At 70.6% G+C, this 21,389-nt stretch carries 15 protein-coding genes, 1 tRNA gene and 1 rRNA gene; 3 read left to right on the top strand and 14 right to left on the bottom strand.

Annotated elements, in window-relative coordinates:
- Nucleotides 1-119: 119 nt before the first annotated feature.
- Nucleotides 120-938 (top strand): DNA-formamidopyrimidine glycosylase family protein, encoded by an 819-nt coding sequence (locus ACZ53N_RS00085; RefSeq protein ID WP_469138720.1) that lies wholly within the window; start codon nucleotides 120-122, stop codon nucleotides 936-938.
- 32 nt (nucleotides 939-970) lie between these two features.
- Nucleotides 971-1,747, top strand: a complete 777-nt coding sequence (locus ACZ53N_RS00080) for an SDR family NAD(P)-dependent oxidoreductase (RefSeq protein ID WP_469138719.1) — start codon at nucleotides 971-973, stop codon at nucleotides 1,745-1,747.
- Here the strand turns inward: ACZ53N_RS00080 and ACZ53N_RS00075 are convergent.
- From ACZ53N_RS00075 to ACZ53N_RS00025, 11 genes are all read right to left on the bottom strand, one after another.
- Nucleotides 1,695-2,075, bottom strand: coding sequence for a hypothetical protein (locus ACZ53N_RS00075; RefSeq protein ID WP_469138718.1), 381 nt, complete (start codon nucleotides 2,073-2,075; stop codon nucleotides 1,695-1,697). The two genes, ACZ53N_RS00080 and ACZ53N_RS00075, sit on opposite strands and share 53 nt — an antisense overlap.
- 113 nt (nucleotides 2,076-2,188) lie before the next feature.
- Nucleotides 2,189-2,398 (bottom strand): hypothetical protein, encoded by a 210-nt coding sequence (locus tag ACZ53N_RS00070; RefSeq protein WP_130881853.1) that lies wholly within the window; start codon nucleotides 2,396-2,398, stop codon nucleotides 2,189-2,191.
- A 165-nt stretch (nucleotides 2,399-2,563) separates the two neighbouring features.
- On the bottom strand, nucleotides 2,564-3,034 hold the full coding sequence (locus ACZ53N_RS00065) for a Dps family protein (protein WP_469138717.1): 471 nt from the start codon (nucleotides 3,032-3,034) through the stop codon (nucleotides 2,564-2,566).
- A gap of 147 nt (nucleotides 3,035-3,181) precedes the next feature.
- Nucleotides 3,182-3,565, bottom strand: a complete 384-nt coding sequence (locus ACZ53N_RS00060; protein ID WP_086566431.1) for a helix-turn-helix domain-containing protein — start codon at nucleotides 3,563-3,565, stop codon at nucleotides 3,182-3,184.
- 94 nt (nucleotides 3,566-3,659) lie between these two features.
- Nucleotides 3,660-4,226: a CinA family protein gene (locus ACZ53N_RS00055; protein ID WP_469138716.1), complete on the bottom strand. Its 567-nt coding sequence runs from the start codon at nucleotides 4,224-4,226 to the stop codon at nucleotides 3,660-3,662.
- Nucleotides 4,223-4,843, bottom strand: coding sequence for a CDP-diacylglycerol--glycerol-3-phosphate 3-phosphatidyltransferase (gene pgsA, locus ACZ53N_RS00050; RefSeq protein ID WP_469138715.1), 621 nt, complete (start codon nucleotides 4,841-4,843; stop codon nucleotides 4,223-4,225). Before pgsA ends, ACZ53N_RS00055 begins: the two co-directional genes overlap by 4 nt.
- Complete coding sequence (gene rimO, locus ACZ53N_RS00045) at nucleotides 4,840-6,333, bottom strand: 30S ribosomal protein S12 methylthiotransferase RimO (protein ID WP_469138714.1); 1,494 nt, start codon at nucleotides 6,331-6,333, stop codon at nucleotides 4,840-4,842. Before rimO ends, pgsA begins: the two co-directional genes overlap by 4 nt.
- A gap of 116 nt (nucleotides 6,334-6,449) precedes the next feature.
- Nucleotides 6,450-7,259 carry a helix-turn-helix domain-containing protein gene (locus ACZ53N_RS00040; protein WP_469138713.1) on the bottom strand — a complete coding sequence of 270 codons (810 nt, stop codon included), beginning with the start codon at nucleotides 7,257-7,259 and terminating at the stop codon, nucleotides 6,450-6,452.
- 247 nt (nucleotides 7,260-7,506) lie between these two features.
- Nucleotides 7,507-10,326: a DNA translocase FtsK gene (locus ACZ53N_RS00035; protein WP_469138712.1), complete on the bottom strand. Its 2,820-nt coding sequence runs from the start codon at nucleotides 10,324-10,326 to the stop codon at nucleotides 7,507-7,509.
- A 203-nt stretch (nucleotides 10,327-10,529) separates the two neighbouring features.
- Nucleotides 10,530-11,210, bottom strand: coding sequence for a response regulator (locus ACZ53N_RS00030; RefSeq protein WP_469138711.1), 681 nt, complete (start codon nucleotides 11,208-11,210; stop codon nucleotides 10,530-10,532).
- Nucleotides 11,211-11,484: 274 nt separating this feature from the next.
- Nucleotides 11,485-16,986, bottom strand: coding sequence for a HAMP domain-containing protein (locus tag ACZ53N_RS00025; RefSeq protein ID WP_469138710.1), 5,502 nt, complete (start codon nucleotides 16,984-16,986; stop codon nucleotides 11,485-11,487).
- 453 nt (nucleotides 16,987-17,439) lie between these two features.
- On the opposite strand from ACZ53N_RS00025, the gene ACZ53N_RS00020 reads away from it, so the two are divergent.
- Nucleotides 17,440-20,073 carry a SpoIIE family protein phosphatase gene (locus tag ACZ53N_RS00020; RefSeq protein WP_469138709.1) on the top strand — a complete coding sequence of 878 codons (2,634 nt, stop codon included), beginning with the start codon at nucleotides 17,440-17,442 and terminating at the stop codon, nucleotides 20,071-20,073.
- 85 nt (nucleotides 20,074-20,158) lie between these two features.
- Here ACZ53N_RS00020 and ACZ53N_RS00015 read toward each other — a convergent pair.
- From ACZ53N_RS00015 to rrf, 3 genes are all read right to left on the bottom strand, one after another.
- Nucleotides 20,159-20,231, bottom strand: a tRNA-Thr gene (locus ACZ53N_RS00015).
- A gap of 67 nt (nucleotides 20,232-20,298) precedes the next feature.
- On the bottom strand, nucleotides 20,299-21,006 hold the full coding sequence (locus ACZ53N_RS00010) for a DegT/DnrJ/EryC1/StrS family aminotransferase (protein WP_469138708.1): 708 nt from the start codon (nucleotides 21,004-21,006) through the stop codon (nucleotides 20,299-20,301).
- A 119-nt stretch (nucleotides 21,007-21,125) separates the two neighbouring features.
- Nucleotides 21,126-21,242: ribosomal RNA gene (gene rrf, locus ACZ53N_RS00005) — 5S ribosomal RNA — on the bottom strand.
- Nucleotides 21,243-21,389 lie beyond the last annotated feature (147 nt).

The following is a 21,389-nucleotide window of genomic DNA, read 5'->3' as shown; positions in this document are numbered from 1 at the left end:
GCCGCCGGGCCCGCCCGAGCCGGTCAGGGGCGCGCCTCCGCCGCCTCACCGCCCGGCGCCGCCCGGCAGCGACCGGCACCGACCAGCCTTGGCCCCGTCGACGCGGCATCATGGTGCACATGCCCGAAGGAGACACCGTCTGGCGCACCGCTCGGCATCTCCACCGCGCCCTGGCCGACGAGCCCCTCGTACGGTCCGATCTGCGCGTCCCTCAGCTCGCCACCGTCGATCTCACCGGCCGCCGCGTCACCGAGGTCGTCCCGCGCGGCAAGCATCTGCTCACCCGCGTCGAGGGCGGTCTCACCCTCCACTCCCACCTCGGCATGGACGGCACCTGGCGGATCTACGACCCCGGCGAACGCTGGCACGGCGGCCCGCAGCATCAGATCCGCGCCGTCCTCGCCAACGCCGCGCACGCCGCCGTCGGTTACCGTCTGCCTGCCCTGGATCTGCTGCGCACCGCCGACGAGTCCACCGTCGTCGGTCATCTCGGCCCCGACCTCCTCGCACCCGACTGGAGCCGGGGCGATCAGGAGGAAGCGGTCCGCCGTCTGCTCGGCGACCCGGTCCGCACCGTGGGCGAGGCCGTGCTCGACCAACGCAACCTCGCCGGTGTGGGCAATGTCTACAAGTCGGAGCTGTGCTTCATGCTCCGCCTCTCCCCCTGGCTGCCGGTGGCCGAACTGCCCTCCGCCGAGCGTCTGGTGGCCCTCGCCAGGAAGCTGCTCGACGTCAACAAGGCCCGTACCGCCCGCGTCACCACGGCCGACCCGCGCATCGACCACCGGCTGTGGGTGTACGGGCGGGCCGGCCGGCCCTGCCGCCGCTGCGCCACCCCGATCCGCGTGGCCGACCAGGGCCCGGCGGGCCAGGAGCGGCCCACGTACTGGTGCCCTCGCTGCCAGAACGCCCCCGGGCCCACCCCCACCACCAGTTGACGCCTCGTCAGTTCCGGTCGTACGGTCCGGGCATGCCCCTCACGGCGTACGACCTCACCGGCCGCACCGCCCTCGTCACGGGGGCCGCGAGCGGCATCGGCCGTGCGTCGGCGCTTCTCCTCGCGGAGGCCGGGGCCTCGGTGCACTGTGCCGACGTGGACGAGAAGGGCGCACGGAGCACAGCCGCCCGGATCACCGAGAGCGGCGGCAGGGCTCGTGCCCATGTGCTCGACGTCACCGACCCCACCCGGGTCGCGGCCACGGTCGCGGAGACGGTCCAGGCCGACGGCCGGCTCGACGTCATGGCCACCATCGCGGGCGTCATGCACCGCGGCACCGTTCTGGACACCTCCGACGCCGAGCTGGACCGGATACTGGCCGTCAATTTCAGGGGAATGCTCTACGGCTGCCGGGAGGCGGCCCGCGCGATGGTCTCCCTCGGCACCCGGGGCAGCATCGTCACCATGGCTTCCGGGGCCATCGACACCGGCGCTCCGGGGCTCTTCGCCTACAGCGCGTCCAAGGCCGCGGTCGTCCAGCTGACCAGGACACTCGCCACCGAGGTCGGCCGGCACGGCATCCGCGTCAACGCGGTCGCCCCCGGCTGGGTCCGCACGCCCATGACCGACCGGCACGACGATCCGGAACAGGCTCAGGCCGAGCGCCCCATGATCCGGCTGTCCCCCTTGGGCCGAGTGGGTGAACCCGAGGACATCGCGCACGCGGTCCTCCATCTGGCGTCGGACGCCTCGTCGTTCACGACCGGCCAGATCCTGCGCCCCAATGGCGGGGTGGCCATGCCCTGGTGACGTCCTTCGTGACGCCCTTGGTCGCTGCCGTGGTGACGGTCCTGGCGGCTGCCCGGGTGACCCGCCCGCCCCAGGCCGCCCAGCGGCTCTCGCGCCTCGGCTTCCGCGCCCACGGCACGCAGTGCACGGGCAACAGACTCAGCCCCCAGCCACCGGCCGCGACCAGCCCCTCGACCGGCCCTGCCCGTTCCGGCTGCGCGAGCAGCCGGAACACCGCCCACCACCACACACCACCGAGGACGAGCGCGATCACCCAGCCGACTGCCCCGAGGGTCCGGCAGAGTGGCGCCGCCGAACGGCAGAAGCCCCAGAAGTCCCGCCAGGCCATGGCTGCCTCCTTCGGCCGACGCTAGACCGGCACTCACCGCCACGGCAGAGCGCACCGGGGATCGAGAACGGCGCACGCGGATGTCCGTACGCGCCCCCACCGAGCCGGCGTCGTCAGTCGGACTCCCCCCGCGATCGGGCCAGCTCCTCTTCCAGCTCGGCGATCCGGCGATCACGCCGGTGCAGGTCGACGATGACCCGCTGTTCCCCGTCGCGCATGCCCTCCTGGTACACCGTCCGCACGAAGGCACCGGCTGCTGTCTGATCGAGGTCCGTGACCACCATCAGCTCTTTCGTGAAGCGGATCACGGGGTGCTCGTCCATCCCTCAAGGAGAGCGCGCCCGCGCCGCCTCCGCCACCGGAGGCCGAAAAAGACACCGCCGGAAGGACACGGAACGCACGGAAGACAGGGCAGACACGGGAAGGCCCGGACCGGCTGCCGGTCCGGGCCTTCCCGTCTTTCACCACCCGTCTTCCACCACCGGCGGTCAGGCGTTCTCCGCCTGGAACATCCAGTGGTGCTTCTCGAGGTCTCCCGTGAGACCGATGAGCAGGTCCTGCGTGACCGGGTCGGGGTCACCGGTCGCCTGCACACGCTCGCGCATGCGGGTGATGACCGCACCGAGTGCGGCGACGAGGATCTGCACCGCCTTCGTGTCCTTGTTCCAGCCGTCGCCGACCGCGTCGATTCCGCTGGTCTTGGCGACGGTCTCGGCCCGCCCGTCCGGGGCGACGCCGAGGGCCGAGGCACGCTCCGCGACCGCGTCCGCGTGCAGCCGGGCGCTCGCGACGACCTCGTCGAGCTGCAGATGCACCGAGCGGAAGCGGGGGCCCACGACGGTCCAGTGGACCTGCTTGGCCACGAGCGAGAGGTCCACCAGGTCGACGAGCGCCCCCTGGAGGGCATCCCCGACGGTCTTGCGGTCCTGCTCGGACAACGGGCTCTTCACGACAGACATCCGCGTTCTCCTCTTCGACTGTCCGGTCTGTTCGATCCCCGTTCATCCACCATGGCACACAGGTGCCGAAGGGGCGGAAAACGCAGGATCCCGGTCAGATTCCTGACCGGGATCCTGAACGGGAAACACACGATTCCCGGACTTGTCTCAGGCCGCGACCACGTCGACGGCCTCCGCGGGAGCCTTGATGGTCACACGCTCCCCCGGCACGCCCGTCACAGACGTCACGGACACCGAATTGAACATCGGCCGCATCGGCGCGGGTACCGGCTCGCTCGCCGCCGCCGACTGCGCCAGCTCGGCGAGCGACAGTTCGTCACTCACCTCACGCATGACCTCGGACATCCGAACGTCCAGAGCGTCGCAGATTGCGGAGAGAAGCTCGGAGGACGCCTCCTTCTGCCCCCGCTCGACCTCGGAGAGGTAACCGAGCGAGACCCGGGCGGAAGAGGAGACCTCGCGCAGAGTGCGGCCCTGGCGCTGGCGCTGCCGACGCAGCACGTCACCCAGCAGGCGACGGAGCAAAATCATCGGTGGCTCCCTCCTTGGACCGCGAATCCGGATCCTTCACGCCCCACCGTACCGCCTCCGGCTGCGGCCGTGCGGGGAGCTATGTCGTGTTCACTCAGGGCTGCAAACATCCATTCCCCCCGTTGTGTTCCGTATCCTTTGCCCCCGCGTTCTCTGCCAGTTCGCCCAGCAACAGGGCGAGAGCCGCCCGTACGCTCTCGGTCCGGATGCGCGCCCGGTCGCCGTCCAGCGACAGCTCACGCACCGAACCCGCACCGGCCGGACCCGCCACGGCGATGAAGACCGTGCCCACGGACTTGCCGTCCTGGGTGTCCGGTCCGGCGACTCCGGTGGTGGCGACCCCCCAGTCGGCGCCGAGCAGACTCCGCACCCCGCGGGCCATCTGCCGGGCCACCTCCGCGTCGATGGCTCCGCGCTCGGCGAGCAGTTCCCCGGCCACTCCCAGCACATCGCGCTTGACGTCGGTGGCGTACGCGGTGACCGACCCCAGCACCGCGCGGGAGGCGCCCGGCGCGGCGGTCAGCGCCGCCGCGAGCAGGCCGCCCGTGAGCGATTCGGCCGCTGCCACGGTCCAGCCCCGCCCGACCAGCGCACCCAGCACCGCGGCGGCTCCGCCGTTGCCCTCCGTGCTCATCCGGCCGCCCGGCCCTTCGGGACTCATCGCGCGGATCCCCGGCCGGCCCGGCGCAGCTCGATGGCCTGCTTCACGTAGTCGAGCCCGGTCAGCACGGTCAACGCCACGGCGACGGCCATCACCCAGAAGCGGGCCGTGGCCAATGGCCCGGTCAGCGCCAGGATGTACATCCCGACGCCCACGCCCTGGGCGAGCGTCTTCATCTTGCCGCCGCGGCTGGCCGGGATCACCCCGTGCCTGATCACCCAGAACCGCATCAGCGTGATGCCGACCTCGCGGAAGAGGATCACGCCCGTGACCCACCACGGCAGGTCGTCCAGGACCGAGAGGCAGATCAGCGCGGCGCCCATGATCGCCTTGTCCGCGATCGGGTCGGCGATCTTCCCGAAGTCGGTGACCAGGTTGTACATCCGGGCCAGATGGCCGTCGAACAGGTCCGTGATCATGGCGATGGCGAACGCGGCCCAGGCGAAGGAACGCCAGGCCGGGTCGTAGCCGCCGTTGTGCATCATCAACAGGACAAACCCGGGCACGAGGAGCAGCCGCACCATGGTGAGGATGTTGGCGATGTTCCACAACCCGGCCTGCCGCACGGCCGTCGCCGGGGCGGGGCCTCCCGCGGCGGAGGCCGGGGCTCGGGTCATCTGTCGGCCTCCTCGGTACACCCTCCGTCACCGAGTACCTCGGCGATGAGGTCCACGCCCTCGGTCGCCACCACCTTGGCCGTGACCATCCGGCCGGGTACCAGCTCCCGGTCGGTGGTGAGCAGGACCTGGCCGTCGGTCTCGGGCGCCTGGTGGGCGGCCCGGCCGATGACGCCGTCCTCCTCGTCCACGCGGTCGACGAGCACCTCGAGGGTCTCCCCGAGCCGCTCCTCGGCGCGCTGCGCGGTCAGCTCCTCGGCGAGCCGCGAGATGTGCGCCAGGCGCTCGGCGACGACGTCGGGGTCGACCTTGTGCTCGTAGGTGGCCGCCTCGGTGCCGTCCTCGTCGGAGTAGCCGAAGACGCCGATGGCGTCCAGCCGGGCCCCGGCCAGGAAACGCTCCAGCTCGGCGACGTCCTCCTCGGTCTCACCGGGGAAGCCGACGATGAAGTTGGAGCGGGCGCCGGCCTGCGGGGCCTTGCCGCGGATCTGGTCGAGCAGCTCCAGGAAGCGGTCGGTGTCACCGAAGCGGCGCATCGCGCGCAGCACGGCGGGGGCCGAGTGCTGGAAGGAGAGGTCGAAGTACGGCGCGACCTTCTCGGTCGAGGTCAGCACGTCGATCAGGCCCGGCCGCATCTCGGCGGGCTGGAGGTAGCTGACCCGGATCCGCTCCAGGCCGTCCACGGCCGCCAGCTCCGGCAGCAGCGTCTCCAGCAGCCGGATGTCGCCGAGGTCCTTGCCGTAGGAGGTGTTGTTCTCGGAGACCAGCATGACCTCCTTCACACCCTGCTCCGCGAGCCATCGCGTCTCGCTCAGCACGTCGGAGGGGCGGCGGGAGATGAAGGACCCGCGGAAGGAGGGGATGGCGCAGAAGGAGCACCGGCGGTCGCACCCGGAGGCGAGCTTCACGGAGGCGACGGGGTTGGAGCCGAGTCTGCGGCGCAGCGGCGCCCGGGGCCCGGAGGCCGGGGCGAGACCCTCCGGAAGGTCCGCCGGGGCGCTCTCCTGGGCTTCCTGGGCCTCCTGCGCGTGTCCGGGCAGGGCGACGTCCGCGCTCTGCCGGGCAGCGGGGCTGATCGGCAGCAGCTTGCGCCGGTCACGCGGGGTGTGGGAGGCGTGGACGCCACCGGAGAGGATGGTCTGGAGCCGGTCGGAGATGTCGGCGTAGTCGTCGAAGCCGAGCACGCCGTCGGCCTCGGGGAGGGCCTGGGCGAGCTCCTTGCCGTACCTCTCGGCCATGCAGCCGACGGCCACGACGGCCTGGGTTCGGCCCTGATCCTTGAGGTCGTTGGCTTCGAGGAGGGCGTCGACGGAGTCCTTCTTGGCGGCTTCTACGAAGCCACAGGTGTTGACGACGGCCACGTCGGCATCGGCGGCGTCCTCGACGAGGTCCCAGCCATCCGCCGCCAAGCGGCCTGCCAGCTCCTCCGAGTCCACCTCGTTACGGGCGCAGCCAAGTGTGACAAGAGCGACGGTACGGCGTTCGGGCATAGGGCTCAGCCTACTTTGTCCCGGCACCACATCCGTTGCCACGTGTCCCCCGAGCGCGGAGAGCCTGGTCACCCGAAGGCTCGCCGCACCGGGTCGGCCGACCATGTTTGCGCTGGTCAGCCCGTTTCGGGGTCACCCTTGGTGTAGCTCAGACGCTGAACCTGTCCGTCGTCACCCAGATCCTTGACCTCCTTGCCGTTCACGAACAGTTGCACGGCCCCGGCATTGCCCAGCACCAGGTCGATCCGCTTGTTGTCCGTGAAGGTCTTGGAAGCGCCCCGCTTGAGCACGCCCTCCTCGATCAGCTTGCCGTTGTGGTCCTTGGCGGACATCCACGTCTGGCCGTTCTCGGCGGTGAGCTTGACGGTGACCTTGTTGGCCGGGACGCCCGCGATGGCGCTGTCGGACGGTTCCGGTTTGGGGTCGGCGGGCTTGCTGGGGACGGCCTCGGGGGTCTTCGGCGCGGGCTGCTTGCCGGAGGCCGTGTCGGCCGCGACGGAGCTGCTCTGCCCCTTCGAGCCGCCGTTGAAGAGCGTGAAGCCCACGAAGCCGACGACGGCGACGATGGCGGCCACCATCGCGGCCGTCCAATTGGGCCGCCGGCGCTCGGGCCGCAGCCGCTCGGCCTCGAAGAGGGGTGCGGCGGGGGTGGGCGCCGGGCGGCCGCCGTGCTCGGCGTCGTACTGCGCGACGAGCGGGGCGGGGTCCAGGCCGACGGTCTGCGCCAGCACGCGGATGTGCCCCCGGGCGTAGACGTCACCACCGCAGCGGGTGAAGTCGTCCTGTTCGATGGCGTGCATGATCGGGATGCGCACGCGAGTGGTCGTGCTGACCTCGTCGACGGTCAGACCGGCGCTGATGCGGGCCTGCTGGAGGGCGCGACCGATCGAGGGCCGGTCGTCCGCGGGGGAGTTGCCGATGGACACGTGGGCGCCTTTCGAGCGTGTAGCCACCTGCTGGAGGTTCAGTCTAGGGGGGATGCGAAAGGGTCGGGCAAGCGGGAAGCCGGACTTTGTACGCCATCGGAATGTTCTGCCGGGCCGGGCGTGGGACCCCCGGCGAACCGTGTGGTGAGACGTCCGGCGGAGCATCGTCGCTCCCCCCTCTCCCTCAACTGGACCCGCCGCCGGGGGAAACGGTTGACCGGCCCGTTTTTCCGGTTTTTCCGGCCGGCTATCCCTGGCCGTCCCCGCGGATCACCGCGAGCACGCCGTCCAGCTCCTCGGGCTTGACGAGCACGTCGCGCGCCTTGGAGCCCTCGCTCGGGCCCACGATGTTGCGCGACTCCATCAGGTCCATGAGTCTTCCCGCCTTGGCGAAGCCCACACGCAGCTTCCGCTGGAGCATCGAGGTCGAGCCGAACTGGGTGGAGACGACCAGCTCGGCGGCCTGGCAGAGCAGATCGAGGTCGTCGCCGATGTCCTCGTCGATCTCCTTCTTCTTCGCCGTCCCCACCGTGACGTCGTCCCGGAAGACCGGCGCCATCTGGTTCTTGCAGTGCTGCACGACGGCCGCGACCTCGTCCTCCGTGACGAAGGCGCCCTGCATGCGGACGGGCTTGCTCGCCCCCATCGGCAGGAACAGGCTGTCGCCCTTGCCGATCAGCTTCTCGGCGCCCGGCTGGTCGAGGATGACCCGGCTGTCGGCGAGCGAGGACGTCGCGAAGGCGAGCCGGGAGGGCACGTTCGCCTTGATCAGACCGGTGACGACGTCCACGGACGGGCGCTGGGTGGCGAGCACGAGGTGGATGCCGGCAGCGCGGGCGAGCTGGGTGATGCGGACGATGGCGTCCTCGACGTCACGCGGGGCGACCATCATCAGGTCCGCCAGCTCGTCCACGATGACCAGCAGATACGGGTACGGCTGCAGCTCGCGGCCGCTGCCTTCGGGGGGCTTGACCTTCCCCTTGCGAATGGCGTCGTTGAAGTCGTCGATGTGCCGGAAGCCGAAGGCCGCCAGGTCGTCGTAGCGCAGGTCCATCTCGCGGACGACCCACTGCAGGGCCTCGGCGGCCCGCTTGGGGTTGGTGATGATCGGTGTGATCAGGTGCGGGATGCCCTCGTAGGCGGTCAGCTCGACGCGCTTGGGGTCGACGAGGACCATCCGGACGTCGTCCGGGGTCGCTCTTATCATCACCGAGGTGATCAGGCAGTTGATGCAGGACGACTTTCCGGAGCCGGTGGCTCCGGCGACCAGGACGTGCGGCATCTTCGCGAGGTTGGCCATCTCGTAGCCGCCCTCGACGTTCTTGCCGAGGGCGACAAGCATCGGGTGGTTGTCCTCGGCCGCCGCCGCGAGCCGCAGCACGTCGCCGAGGTTGACCATCTCGCGGTCGGTGTTCGGGATCTCGATGCCGACCGCGGACTTGCCGGGGATGGGGCTGATGATGCGCACGTCCGGGCTGGCGACGGCGTAGGCGATGTTCTTGGTGAGCGCGGTGATCCGCTCGACCTTGACGGCGGGGCCCAGCTCCACCTCGTAGCGAGTGACCGTCGGGCCGCGGGTGAAGCCGGTGACCGCGGCGTCGACCTTGAACTCCGCGAAGACGTTCGACAGGGAGGCCACTATGGCGTCGTTCGCGGCGCTGCGCGTCTTGCCAGGGCCGCCGCGCTCCAGCAGGTCCAGCGACGGCAGCGAGTAGGTGATGTCGCCCGCGAGCTGGAGCTGCTCGGCCCGCGCCGGGAGCCCCGGAGCGGGCTCGGGTGCGGGCTTGGTGAGGTCGGGCACGCTCCCGGTGTCGCTCTCCCCGCCCGCGGGCGCCGCGCCGGCCTTGCCGCCGGACGCCGCCTTCCCGGTGCCGCGCGCGGTCGGGACCGCGCCCGTCCGCTCCCGCTCGGCGGCGACGGCGCTGCTGAGCCCGGCGACGAGCGGCGACGGCTGCACACCGTGCAGCACGGCTCCGTCGAGCGAGGCCGCGGCGGCGGCCGCCACGTCCACCGCGTCCATCGGCCGGTCGCCCGGCGGCTCCACGGACGTCCTGCGCGGCTTGCGTCGCCTGCTCAGCGCCTCTGCCTCGGCGCGCTCCGCGTCCGTGCCGGTGTCGGCCGCGGCCCGGTCGGCGGCGGCCCGCCGGGGCCGCCTCGCCGGTGCGTCGCGCCATTCGTCGTCGTACTCCCCCGAGTCGTACGTCCCGGACGCGAACGGATCGTGCTCCTCCGGTTCCGGTTCGACCAGGCCGAGCCGGATGCCGAGCAGCCGCAGCCGCTGCGGGATGGCGTTGACGGGCGTGGCCGTGACGACCAGCAGCCCGAAAAGGGTGAGCAGCACGAGCAGCGGTACGGCCAGTACCTCGCCGACGGTGAAGAGCAGGGGTTTCGCGGCGGCCCAGCCGATCAGGCCGCCGGCGTCCTGCAGTGCCTCGGCGCCCTCGCCCCGGCCGGGCGATCCACAGGCCACGTGGACCTGGCCGAGGACGCCGACGACCAGCGCGGAGAGGCCGATGACGATGCGGCCGTTCGCCTCGGGCCGCTCCGGGTGGCGGATCAGCCGGACGGCGATGACGCCGATCAGTATCGGCACGAGCAGGTCGAGCCGGCCGAAGGCACCGGTGACGAGCATCTTCACCAGGTCCCCGACCGGGCCTTCGAGGTTGGACCAGGTGCCGGCCGCGACGACGAGGCCGAGGCCGAGGAGGAGCAGCGCGAGCCCGTCCTTGCGGTGCGCCGGGTCGAGCCCCCTCGCACCCCGCCCGACGCCGCGGAACACCGCGCCCACGGTGTGCGCCAGCCCGAGCCAGATGGCCCGTGCGAGGCGGTAGAGACCGCCGGTCGGGGAGGACGCGCGCTTGGGTGCCGCCTTGGCCGCGGCCTTCTTCGCGGGCTTCCGCGCGGGCGCCGCGGCCTTCTTGGCGGGCTTGGCGGGTGCCTTGCCCGCCGGCTTCGGCGGTGCCTTCTTCGCGGGTGCCTTCTTGGCCGCGCTCCCGGGGCGTCCGGCGCGCTGCTTCGAGGTGCCCGCCGTGCTCTGGGAACCCTTGCCGGACGTACGTGAGGCCATGGAGCCGAGATTACCGTCGTCGGGCGCGAGGGACACGTGCGCCCGGGCCTTCACCCATTCGTGTCGTCCCCCAGTGATATCGGGGGTGACGCTGTGTCAAAGGCCGGATGGGCGCGGCAAGGGCTCGCCTCGGCCCCTGCATGGTCCCCGTACGGGCTTGGGCTCATGCTTCGAGGGCGCGACGCGAAGGGGCGGCCTACGGGTCAGCTCGGCGCGGGCAGCGCGCTCGCCCCGCCGGTCCCGGGCTCCAGCGCGTCCAGGGCCCGGCGCAGCCCGGTGAGTTTGCGCTCCAGGTGGGCGGCGGTGGCGACGGCGGCCGCGTCGGCGGACTCGTCCAGCTGTTTGGAGAGCGCCTCGGCCTGCTCCTCGACGGCGGCGAGCCGCGCGGAGAGTTCGGCGAGCAGCCCGGCGGGCTCCTGGGTCTCCGTCAGCCCGCTGCGGCCGGACTGACCGTCGAGCTGGAGCCGCAACAGGGCGGCCTGCTCGCGCAGCTGGCAGTTCTTCATGTACAGCTCGACGAAGACCGAGACCTTGGCGCGCAGCACCCACGGGTCGAAGGGCTTGGAGATGTAGTCCACCGCGCCCGCCGCGTAGCCGCGGAAGGTGTGGTGCGGGCCGTGGTTGATGGCGGTGAGGAAGATGATGGGAATGTCCCGGGTCCGCTCCCGCCGCTTGATGTGCGCGGCGGTCTCGAATCCGTCCATGCCCGGCATCTGGACGTCCAGCAGGATCACTGCGAAGTCGTCCGTCAGCAGCGCCTTGAGCGCTTCCTCCCCTGACGATGCCCGTACCAGTGTCTGATCGAGCGCCGAGAGGATCGCCTCCAGCGCCAGCAGATTTTCCGGCCGGTCATCGACCAGGAGGATCTTGGCCTTCTGCACCATGCCCCGTCCTCCTCGCCCCGGCTTGGGGTCTCCCCGGCCCGAAGAGCCAGGGGAAGCACCGGGCGCCGCCCCAGGGGACGACTCCCTTGCGCCGCCCGTCCTTGTGCCGGTCATCGTAGCCGTACCCCGCCTGTCACCACACCCTGTCACCGCGATGTCACAGGGCACGTAGCAGAAACGCGGTGGGAGACCAGAAGGTTCCCCGAATACCGCGCTCCCACACGTCTTTGAGCACAGTCAGTCAACAGATGCACAAAGAGTGACCAACCAACTGTCACTCAGCGCGCATCCACTGCTCCATCACCGTCAGCAGATGATCCGTGTCGACCGGTTTGGTGACATAGTCCGACGCCCCGGCATCGATGCTCTTCTCCCGGTCGCCCTTCATCGCCTTCGCCGTGAGCGCGATGATGGGCAGCCCCGCGAACTGCGGCATCCTGCGGATCGCCGCCGTCGTGGCATAGCCGTCCATCTCCGGCATCATGATGTCCATGAGCACCAGCACCACGTCGTCGTGCTGCTCGAGGACCTCGATCCCCTCACGGCCGTTCTCCGCGTAGAGCACCGACAGCCCGTACTGCTCCAGCACGCTGGTGAGCGCGAAGACATTGCGGATGTCGTCGTCGACGATCAGCACCTTCTCGCCGCGGAACGCGCCGCTGAAGCCGCTCGGCGCTCCGTCCCGGCCCTCGCTCGGCGCGGCGTTCAACCACGGCTCCTGCTGCGGGGCCGCCGGCGCGGACGGAGCCTGCGAGGGCTGCGCCCCCGCCTCCTCGGCCCGTCCGGACAGGGCGGGCCACGCCGCCCCCGCCGCCTGGGCCGCGCGCTGGCGGCGCAGCAGCAGCCCGGCGGCACCGCGCGCGGGCAGCTCGGTCCGGCCGTCACCACCCGCCGGCCCGCTCGCCGCCATCAGCGCCTGCTGGCCGGCGGCCTGGCCGCCCGGTGCGAGCGGGTAGCCCTGCGGCGGCAGCTCGCCGGAGGTGAGCGGCAGATAGAGCGTGAAGGTGGAGCCGCGCCCGGGCTCGCTCGCCGCGTGGATCTCGCCGCCGAGCAGGCGCGCGATCTCCCGGCTGATGGAGAGCCCGAGCCCGGTGCCCCCGTACTTGCGGCTGGTGGTGCCGTCCGCCTGCTTGAACGCCTCGAAGATGACCCGCATCTTGCTGGCCGCGATACCGATGCCGGTGTCCGTGACGGAGAAGGCGATCAGATCGCCGTCGGCCTCGCGCAGCGAGCCCGCCTCCAGCAGCTGCTCGCGAATGGTGTCCGGGACGTCCGCGCCGGCCGGCCGGATGACCAGCTCGACCGCGCCCGTGTCCGTGAACTTCACCGCGTTCGACAGCAGATTGCGCAGCACCTGCAGCAGCCGCTGTTCGTCGGTGTGCAGCGTCGCCGGCAGCTCCGGCGAGACGCGAACGGAGAAGTCGAGCCCCTTCTCCGCCGTCAGCGGCCGGAAGGTCGCCTCGACGTAGTCGACGAGCTGAACCAGGGCGATCCGGGTCGGGCTGACGTCCATCTTGCCCGCCTCGACCTTCGACAGGTCCAGGATGTCGTTGATCAGCTGGAGCAGATCGGAGCCCGCTCCGTGGATCGTCTCGGCGAACTCGACCTGCTTCGGGGAGAGATTGCCCTCCGCGTTGTCGGCGAGCAGCTTGGCGAGGATCAGCAGCGAGTTGAGCGGCGTGCGCAGCTCGTGCGACATGTTGGCCAGGAACTCGGACTTGTAACGCATGGAGACCGCGAGCTGCTCGGCGCGCTCCTCCAGCACCTGCCGGGCCTCTTCGATCTCGGTGTTCTTGACCTCGATGTCGCGGTTCTGCCGGGCCAGCCGCTCGGACTTCTCCTCCAGCTCGGAGTTGGAGATCTCCAGCTCCTTCTGCCGGTTCTCCAACTCCAGCGACCGCTCGCGCAGTTGCTCGGCGAGCTCCTGCGACTGCTTGAGCAGCACCTCGGTCTTGGTGTTGACGCTGATGGTGTTGACGCTGGTGCCGATCATCTCGGCGATCTGGTTGAGGAAGTCCTTCTGGATCTGGGCGAACGGCTGGAAGGACGCCAGCTCGATCACGCCGAGGATCTGTCCCTCGAAGAGCACCGGCAGCACGATGACGTGGGCCGGCGGCGCCTCCCCCAGCCCGGAGGCGATCTTCAGATAGCCCGGCGGCACGTTCTCCACCAGGATGGTGCGCTTCTCCTGCGCCGCCGTCCCGATGAGCGTCTCACCGGGCCGGAAGGAGGTGGGCATCGAGCCCATCGAGTAGCCGTACGAGCCGAGCATCCGCAGCTCGTACGCGTCCTCCTCGCCCTCGCTCTCGGGCAGGCCGGTCGGCATCGCGAGGAAGAAGGCACCGTGCTGCGCGGAGACCACGGGGGTCAGCTCGCTCATGATCAGCCCGGCGACGTCCTCCAGATCGCGGCGCCCCTGCATCAGACCGGAGATACGGGCGAGGTTGCCCTTGAGCCAGTCCTGTTCCTTGTTGGCGAGGGTCGTCTCGCGCAGGTTGGCGATCATCGTGTTGATGTTGTCCTGGAGTTCCAGGATCTCGCCCGCCGCGTCCACGTCGATCTTGAGGTTGAGATCACCGCGGGTCACCGCGGTGGCGACCTCGGCGATGGCCCGCACCTGACGGGTCAGGTTGCCCGCCATCTCGTTGACCGACTCGGTCAGATCGCGCCAGGTGCCGTCGACGTCGCGCACCCGGGCCTGACCGCCCAGCTGCCCCTCGGTGCCCACCTCGCGGGCGACCCGGGTGACCTGGTCGGCGAAGGACGACAGCTGGTCGACCATCGTGTTGATGGTCGTCTTCAGCTGGAGGATCTCACCGCGCGCATCGATATCGATCTTCTTGGTGAGGTCGCCCTGGGCGATGGCGGTGGTCACCATCGCGATGTTGCGGACCTGGCCGGTGAGGTTGGACGCCATCGAGTTCACGGACTCGGTGAGGTCCTTCCACGTACCGCTGACGCCGGGGACCCGGGCCTGGCCGCCGAGGATGCCGTCGGTGCCCACCTCGCGCGCCACGCGCGTGACCTCGTCCGCGAAGGACGACAGCGTGGTCACCATGGTGTTGACGGTGTCGGCGAGCTGCGCCACCTCGCCGCGGGCCTCGACGGTGACCTTCTTGGTCAGGTCGCCGTTGGCGACCGCGCCCGCGACCTGCGAGATGTTCCGCACCTGACTGGTCAGGTTGTTGGCCATCAGGTTGACGTTGTCGCTGAGGTCCTTCCAGATGCCGGTGACGTCCCGCACCCGCGCCTGGCCGCCCAGCTGGCCTTCCGTGCCCACCTCGCGGGCGACCCGGGTGACCTGCTCGGCGAAGTCCGACAGCTGGTCGACCATCGTGTTCACGGTGGTGACGAGTTCGAGGATCTCGCCCTTCGCGTCGACGGTGATCTTCTTCGACAGGTCGCCCTTGGCCACGGCGGTGGTGACCTCGGCGATGTTGCGCACCTGCGAAGTCAGGTTGTTGGCCATGAAGTTGACGGACTGTGTGAGGTCCTTCCAGGTGCCGGAGACGCCCTGCACCTCCGCCTGGCCGCCCAGGATGCCCTCGGTGCCCACCTCGCGCGCCACGCGCGTGACCTGGTCGGCGAACGAGGACAGCTGGTCCACCATCGTGTTGAGGGTGTTCTTCAGCTCCAGGATCTCGCCGCGCGCGTCCACATCGATCTTCTGCGACAGATCACCGCGCGCCACCGCCGTGGCGACCTGCGCGATGTTACGGACCTGGGCGGTCAGATTGCCCGCCATACCGTTGACCGAGTCCGTCAGATCGCGCCAGACACCGGCCACGCCCGGCACCTGCGCCTGGCCGCCGAGACGGCCGTCCGTGCCCACCTCGCGGGCCACCCGGGTCACCTGCTCGGCGAAGGCCGAGAGCTGGTCGACCATCGTGTTGATGGTGTTCTTCAGCTCCAGGATCTCGCCGCGCGCGTCCACGTCGATCTTCTGCGACAGGTCACCGCGCGCCACCGCCGTGGTGACCTGCGCGATCTGCCGCACCTGCGAGGTGAGGTTGCCGGCCATGAAGTTGACCGAGTCGGTCAGCTCCTTCCAGGTGCCGCTGACGCCGTCCACCCGGGCCTGGCCGCCGAGCCGTCCCTCCGTGCCCACGTCCCGCGCCATCCGCGTGACCTGATCGGCGAAGGACGACAGCTGGTCCACCATGGTGTTCACGGTGTTCTTCAGCTGGAGCATCTCGCCGGACACATCGACGGTGACCTTCTGCGACAGGTCGCCGTTGGCGACCGCCGTCGTCACCTGCGCGATGTTGCGGACCTGTCCGGTGAGGTTACGGAAGGCGGTGTTCACCGAGTCGGTGAGGTCCTTCCACGTGCCCGCCGCACCCGGCACCTGCGCCTGACCGCCCAGCTCGCCCTCGACGCCGATCTCCCGCGCCACCCGCGTCACTTCGGCACCGAAGGACTGGAGCTGGTCGACCATGGTGTTGACGGTGTTCTTCAGCTCCAGCATCTCGCCGGACACATCGACGGTGACCTTCTGGCCCAGGTCGCCGTTGGCGACCGCCGTGGTCACCTGCGCGATGTCCCGGACCTGCGTGGTGACGTTGCGGAAGGCGGTGTTCACCGAGTCGGTGAGGTCCTTCCACGTCCCCGCCGCACCCGGCACCTGCGCCTGACCACCGAGCAGGCCCTCGGCGCCCACCTCGCTGGCGACCCGGGTCACCTCGTCGGCGAAGGTGCGCAGGGTCTCCGTCATCTGGTTGATCGTCTCGGCGAGCTGCGCGACCTCGCCGCGCGCGCTCACCGTGACCTTCTGCGACAGGTCGCCGTTGGCGACCGCCGTGGTCACCTGCGCGATCCCGCGGACCTGCGCCGTCAGATTGCCGGCCATCAGATTGACCGAGTCGGTGAGGTCCTTCCAGACGCCCGCGACGCCGGGCACCTGCGCCTGACCGCCCAGCTCCCCCTCGGTCCCCACTTCCCGCGCGACGCGGGTCACCTCGGACGCGAACGAGGAGAGCTGGTCGACCATCGTGTTGACGGTGTTCTTCAGCTCCAGCATCTCGCCGGCCACGTGCACGGTGACCTTGCGGGACAGGTCGCCCTTGGCGACCGCCGTCGTCACGAGGGCGATATCACGCACCTGGGCGGTCAGCCGGGACGCCATGGTGTTGACGGAGTCCGTGAGGTCCTTCCACGAACCCGACATTCCCCGCACCCGGGCCTGGCCGCCGAGCTTGCCCTCGGTCCCGACCTCGCTCGCCACCCGCGTCACCTCGTCGGTGAACGCCGACAGCTGGTCCACGAGGCCGTTGACCGTGCGGCCCACCTTGAGGAACTCGCCGCGCAGCGGGTGCGCCGCGCCGTCCGCGCCCTGCGAGCGCAGGTCCATCCGCTGTTCCAGATCACCCTCGGCGACCGCCGAGAGCACCCGGCCCACCTCGGACACCGGCCGCACCAGGTCGTCGACCAGGGCGTTCGAGGCATCGATGGCCGCGGCCCACGCGCCCTCGCAGGCGCCGACCTCCAGCCGCTCCGTGAGCTTTCCCTCACGGCCGACCACCCGCCGCACCCGCGCCAGCTCACCGGTCAGCTGCAGATTGCGGTCCGCGACTTCATTGAAGACCGCGGCGATCTCGGCCATCGCACCGTCACCCGAGACCGTCAGACGCTTACGGAAGTTCCCGTCCCGCATCGCCGCCAGGGCTGTCAGCAGCCGGTTCAGCGCCGCCGTATCCACCTGCGTCGCCCCATTGGTCCGGGATCGTCCGCCTTTCGCGCGCGTGCTCACGCCCCGCGCCGCTGCGCCAGACTCCACCGTGTCCCTCCCGCAGGGTCGATCATCCTTGTCGGGCCTACCTCGAGCTTCCCAGTCTTTCACCCCGGCCCGCAGAAGAGGTTGCCAGTTGGAGCGTAACCACACCCCGGAGAAGTCGTTGAAGAATACGGGGCAGGGGATGTCCACCGTCACGGCCATGAGTCCGGCGAAAGCCCTGGCCAAGGGGGATGACACCATAAGTGCCCCGGTGCGCACAGCGCCGGACGCCCCTTCCTGCCGCCGATCACGGCGCGGGGTTTGAGTGGGCCGTGCGGGGGGATACGCATGGTCGTCGGATCGCGTTCACTCCCACGTCCTTCCCGACGCCATCCCTGTCTCCGTTTCCGAAATACACGACTCTGTTCCACATCGCCCGGGCCGACGGTTTAGCCTGGCGAACGAATCGAGGCCATCGGAAACGGGCACAGGACTCGGGGGAGCGATGAGAGGCCAATGGGGAGTGCTGTGATCACCGCGCGGGCTGCCGCCACTTTCGAGCCGGTCGGGCGCTCGGTAGCCTCCGCCCGTTCCTTCGTCCGGGACACCCTCCAGGGGTGGGGCTTCCCCGACGTCATCGACGACGCCGTCGTCCTCACCAGCGAGCTCGTCACCAATGCCGTGGTCCACGCCGGCACCGCCGCCGACGTCCTGTGCGTCCGCTTGGACACCGGCGTGCGCGTGGAGGTCGCCGACCGCTACCCCGAGCGGGAGCTGCCGCTGCACAACCCCGGTCGGCACTTCGGCGGCGTCGACCGCGAAGGCGGCCGTGGGCTGCTGCTGTGCGCCGCCCTCGCCGGCCGCTGGGGCGTCGAGTACAGCGCCACCCACAAGAAGGTGTGGTTCCAGCTCGACCTCCCCGACCGACCGGCCGGCACCCGCTCCGCGGGCCCGGCGCTCCCCGTCGAGGCCCTGCCGCTGGCCGACGCCCGGGTGCGCGTCGCCGTCATCCAGATCGACCGCGCCGGCGGCATCAGCTCCTGGAACGACGACGCCCAGGACCTCTTCGGCTTCCCCGCCGATCAGGTGATGGGCAAGCCCCTCACCGACTTCGCCGCCTGGCCGCACACCCCCGGCACCTCCACGGGCATCGCCGAGGCCCTGCTCCTCTCCCGCTGGGAGGGCTCGTACGGCATAAGGGGCGGGGACGGCCGGGTCGTCCCTGTCTACGCCTCCCACCTGCGCGTCCGTGACAATGGGGGCGCCCCCTCGACCGTCTGTCTGCTCGTGCGCGACGAGGAGCGCGCGGTCCTGCAGAGTCCGCAGCGCTCGCCCGTCACCGACGCCGCCTCCAGCGAACGGGGCACCGCCACCGACCCGTTCGAGGTCTTCATCGGCTCCCCCGCCCCGGACGACCTCGACGGCCTCCTCCAGCGCACCGTCGAGCGCGCCCGGGACATGCTCGACGGCGACTCCGCCTATCTGCTGCTCGCCACCGACGACGAGACCGAGCTGGAGGTCCGCGCCTCCACCGGCCTGCCGTCCGCCCGCCAGCGGTTCGCCCGCGTGCCCGTCGAGGCCGGCACGGGCCGCTACGGCTCGGCGCGGATGCCCGCCGTTCACGACGACCTCAGTGCCGTCCCGGGCGCCGTCCCGCTGCTCGCCAACACCGGCATGCGCTCGGTCGTCACCGTGCCCCTCAAGGTCGAGGGCCGCCTGACCGGTTCGCTCGGGGTGGCCGCCGAGGCCCCCGGTCGCTACGGCAACGAGGAGGCCCTCCGCCTCCAGTTCGCCGCCGACCGCATCGCCCTCGCCGTCGAGTCCGCCCGCCTCGGCGAGCTGGAGCGACTGCGCCGTGGTTCGCTGTCCTTCCTCGTCGAGGCCTCCGACCTGCTCGCCGGGACCCTGGACCGGGACCAGACACTCGCCCTGATGGCGCAGATGACCGTCCCGACCCTCGCCACCTGGTGTGCCGTCTACACCATCGCCGACCAGTCCTCCGAGCCCGAGCTGTCGTATGTGCTCCACGAGGACGAGGACCGCATCGACGGCCTCAAGGCCCTGCTGTCGAAGGTCGCCCCGCCCGACCCGGTGCCCACCCCCGGCGCCCGGATCTGGACCGCGCCCTCCGAGGCGGCTCACGCCGCCGCCCTGCGCAGTTCGCTGCGCAGCCTCGGTCTCGGCGACGCCGGCGGGCGCGGCCCCGGCCCCGGCACCTCGCTCGCCACGGCGGCGGCCGTCGGCGGCGAGACCGTCGTCCTGCCCCTGGTGGCCCGCAACCGTGTCATCGGCATGCTGACCCTCGGCAAGCCGACCGACGACCACTTCCGACAGGAGATCCTGGAGCTCGCCGAGGACCTCTCCCGCCGGGCGGCCCTCGCGCTGGACAACGCGCGCCTGTACAGCGAGCGCACGGCCATCAGCCAGTCCCTCCAGCGCAGCCTGCTCCCGCCCGAGCTGCCGGACGTCCCCGGCGTCGAGGTCGAGGTCATCTATCGCGCCGCGGGCGAGGGCAACGAGGTCGGCGGCGATTTCTACGACCTCTTCCCCATCCGCGACGGCGCGTACGGCTTCGCCATCGGCGACGTCTGCGGCACGGGCCCGGAGGCCGCGGCCGTCACCGGTCTCGCCCGGCACGCGCTGCGTCTCCTCGCCCGCGAGGGCTTCGGCGGTCCCGCGGTCCTGGAGCGCCTGAACGCCGCCATCCTCGACGAGGGAGCCCGCAGCCGTTTCCTCACCCTGCTCTACGGTGAGCTGTGGCCCCAGCACGACGGCAGCGCGGTCCTCAAGGTCGTCTGCGCCGGGCACCCGCTGCCGCTGCGCCTTCGCCAGGACGGCACGGTCGAGCCGGCGGCGACCCCGCAGCCGCTGCTGGGCGTCATGGAGGACCTCGAGCTGTACGAGCAGACGATCACTCTCGACCCCGGGGATGTCCTGCTGTGCGTCACGGACGGCGTCACCGAGCGCCGCGAGGGCACGCGCATGCTGGGTGACGACGGTCTGACGGACGTTCTCACCACGTGCACAGGGCTCACCGCGGGAGCGGTCGCAGCGCGCGTCCTCCGAGCGGTGGAGCGCTTCGCCGCCGAACCCGCCTCGGACGACATGGCGATTCTCGCCATGCGTGTTCCGGAACCGCAGGATTCCTGACCGGGCCGGGAGGTTCACCCTCCGGCCCCCGAACTCCCCATACGACAAAGGCCCCCGCCATCAGGCGGGGGCCTTTGTCTTTACGAGCCCCAATACGGAATCGAACCGTAGACCTTCTCCTTACCATGGAGACGCTCTACCGACTGAGCTATTGGGGCCGGTGCAACGAGATAAAGCATACCCGACTCTCGCACGTGCTTTTGACCAGCACGGGCTTTTGACCAGCTAGGCGGCCACGGGCAGCAGACCGCCGAGCGCGTTGCACGCCGATACGACCCGCTGCAGTTCCCGCCGGGTCATCGCCGCGTCGACGGGCAGCGCGAGGCACTCGTCGGCGGCTCGCTCCGTCTCCGCCAGCCACAACTCCCGCCTGAACGCCGGTGTCCGGTGGACCGGTGTCTGTACGGGCACCTGGCACCGCACTCCCCGGGCCCGCAGGGCCCGCGCGAACGCGTCCCGGTCCGGCCGGCCGTTCCCGGGCACGCGCACCACGTACGAGTGGTAGCGGTGCTCCGCGCCCGGTGCCGGGGCCGGCGTCAGAACACCCGTCAGGCGGGCGTCCAAATAGGCGGCGTTGGCTCGCCGGGCGGCGATGGCGGCCCGGGTGGCGTCGTGCTCCGCCGTGTCGCCCTGGTCGGTTCCGTCGTGTTCGATGACGAGCAGGCCGTGCGCGCGGGCGACGGCTCGCAGCCCCGCGTGGTCGACGGGGTGTCCGAAGAGGGGTACGGGCACGATGGCGGCGGTTCGCGAGGTCACCGCCCTGGTGACGGCGGCCGGGTCGAGGCACAGGCTCCGCGGGTCGATGTCCGCGAAGACGGGTAGCGCTCCGGCCGCCCGAACGGCCTCGGCCGCCTCCGTGGTGGCGTACGAGGGCACGATGACCTCGGCGGCCCATCCGATCCCTGCTGCTGTCAGCAACTCCACAGTCCCCATACCTGCGGATGGTGGCGGCGCGACGTGAACGCGAGGTGACGCTCCGCACCGCATCGTGGAAACAAAAAAGCTCTGTTATCTGAACCGAAGTTCAGATAACAGAGCTTTTTTGAATAATTGTTCGGCGGCGTCCTACTCTCCCACACGGTCCCCCATGCAGTACCATCGGCGCTGAAAGGCTTAGCTTCCGGGTTCGGAATGTAACCGGGCGTTTCCCTAACGCAATGACCACCGAAACTCTATGAAATTAACCAACCGGAACACAACACGGTCGTTACTTCAGAACCTACACAGTGGACGCGAGCAACTGAGGACAAGCCCTCGGCCTATTAGTACCAGTCAGCTCCAACCGTTACCGGTCTTCCACACCTGGCCTATCAACC

It is taken from the genome of Streptomyces sp. NPDC033229, assembly GCF_055576875.1.
The sequence above is the reverse complement of the archived record's forward strand: the minus strand, read 5'-3'. Positions and strand labels throughout refer to the sequence as shown.

Coding starts and splice junctions, on each gene's coding strand:
- ACZ53N_RS00010 (WP_469138708.1), bottom strand. CDS start 21,006: ATGGGGACTGTGGAGTTGCTGACAGCAGCAGGGATCGGATGGGCCGCC.
- ACZ53N_RS00030 (WP_469138711.1), bottom strand. CDS start 11,210: ATGGTGCAGAAGGCCAAGATCCTCCTGGTCGATGACCGGCCGGAAAAT.
- ACZ53N_RS00060 (WP_086566431.1), bottom strand. CDS start 3,565: ATGATTTTGCTCCGTCGCCTGCTGGGTGACGTGCTGCGTCGGCAGCGC.
- rimO (WP_469138714.1), bottom strand. CDS start 6,333: ATGCCCGAACGCCGTACCGTCGCTCTTGTCACACTTGGCTGCGCCCGT.
- ACZ53N_RS00075 (WP_469138718.1), bottom strand. CDS start 2,075: ATGGCCTGGCGGGACTTCTGGGGCTTCTGCCGTTCGGCGGCGCCACTC.
- ACZ53N_RS00085 (WP_469138720.1), top strand. CDS start 120: ATGCCCGAAGGAGACACCGTCTGGCGCACCGCTCGGCATCTCCACCGC.
- ACZ53N_RS00055 (WP_469138716.1), bottom strand. CDS start 4,226: ATGAGTCCCGAAGGGCCGGGCGGCCGGATGAGCACGGAGGGCAACGGC.
- ACZ53N_RS00020 (WP_469138709.1), top strand. CDS start 17,440: ATGGGGAGTGCTGTGATCACCGCGCGGGCTGCCGCCACTTTCGAGCCG.
- ACZ53N_RS00065 (WP_469138717.1), bottom strand. CDS start 3,034: ATGTCTGTCGTGAAGAGCCCGTTGTCCGAGCAGGACCGCAAGACCGTC.
- ACZ53N_RS00070 (WP_130881853.1), bottom strand. CDS start 2,398: ATGGACGAGCACCCCGTGATCCGCTTCACGAAAGAGCTGATGGTGGTC.
- ACZ53N_RS00035 (WP_469138712.1), bottom strand. CDS start 10,326: ATGGCCTCACGTACGTCCGGCAAGGGTTCCCAGAGCACGGCGGGCACC.
- ACZ53N_RS00080 (WP_469138719.1), top strand. CDS start 971: ATGCCCCTCACGGCGTACGACCTCACCGGCCGCACCGCCCTCGTCACG.
- pgsA (WP_469138715.1), bottom strand. CDS start 4,843: ATGACCCGAGCCCCGGCCTCCGCCGCGGGAGGCCCCGCCCCGGCGACG.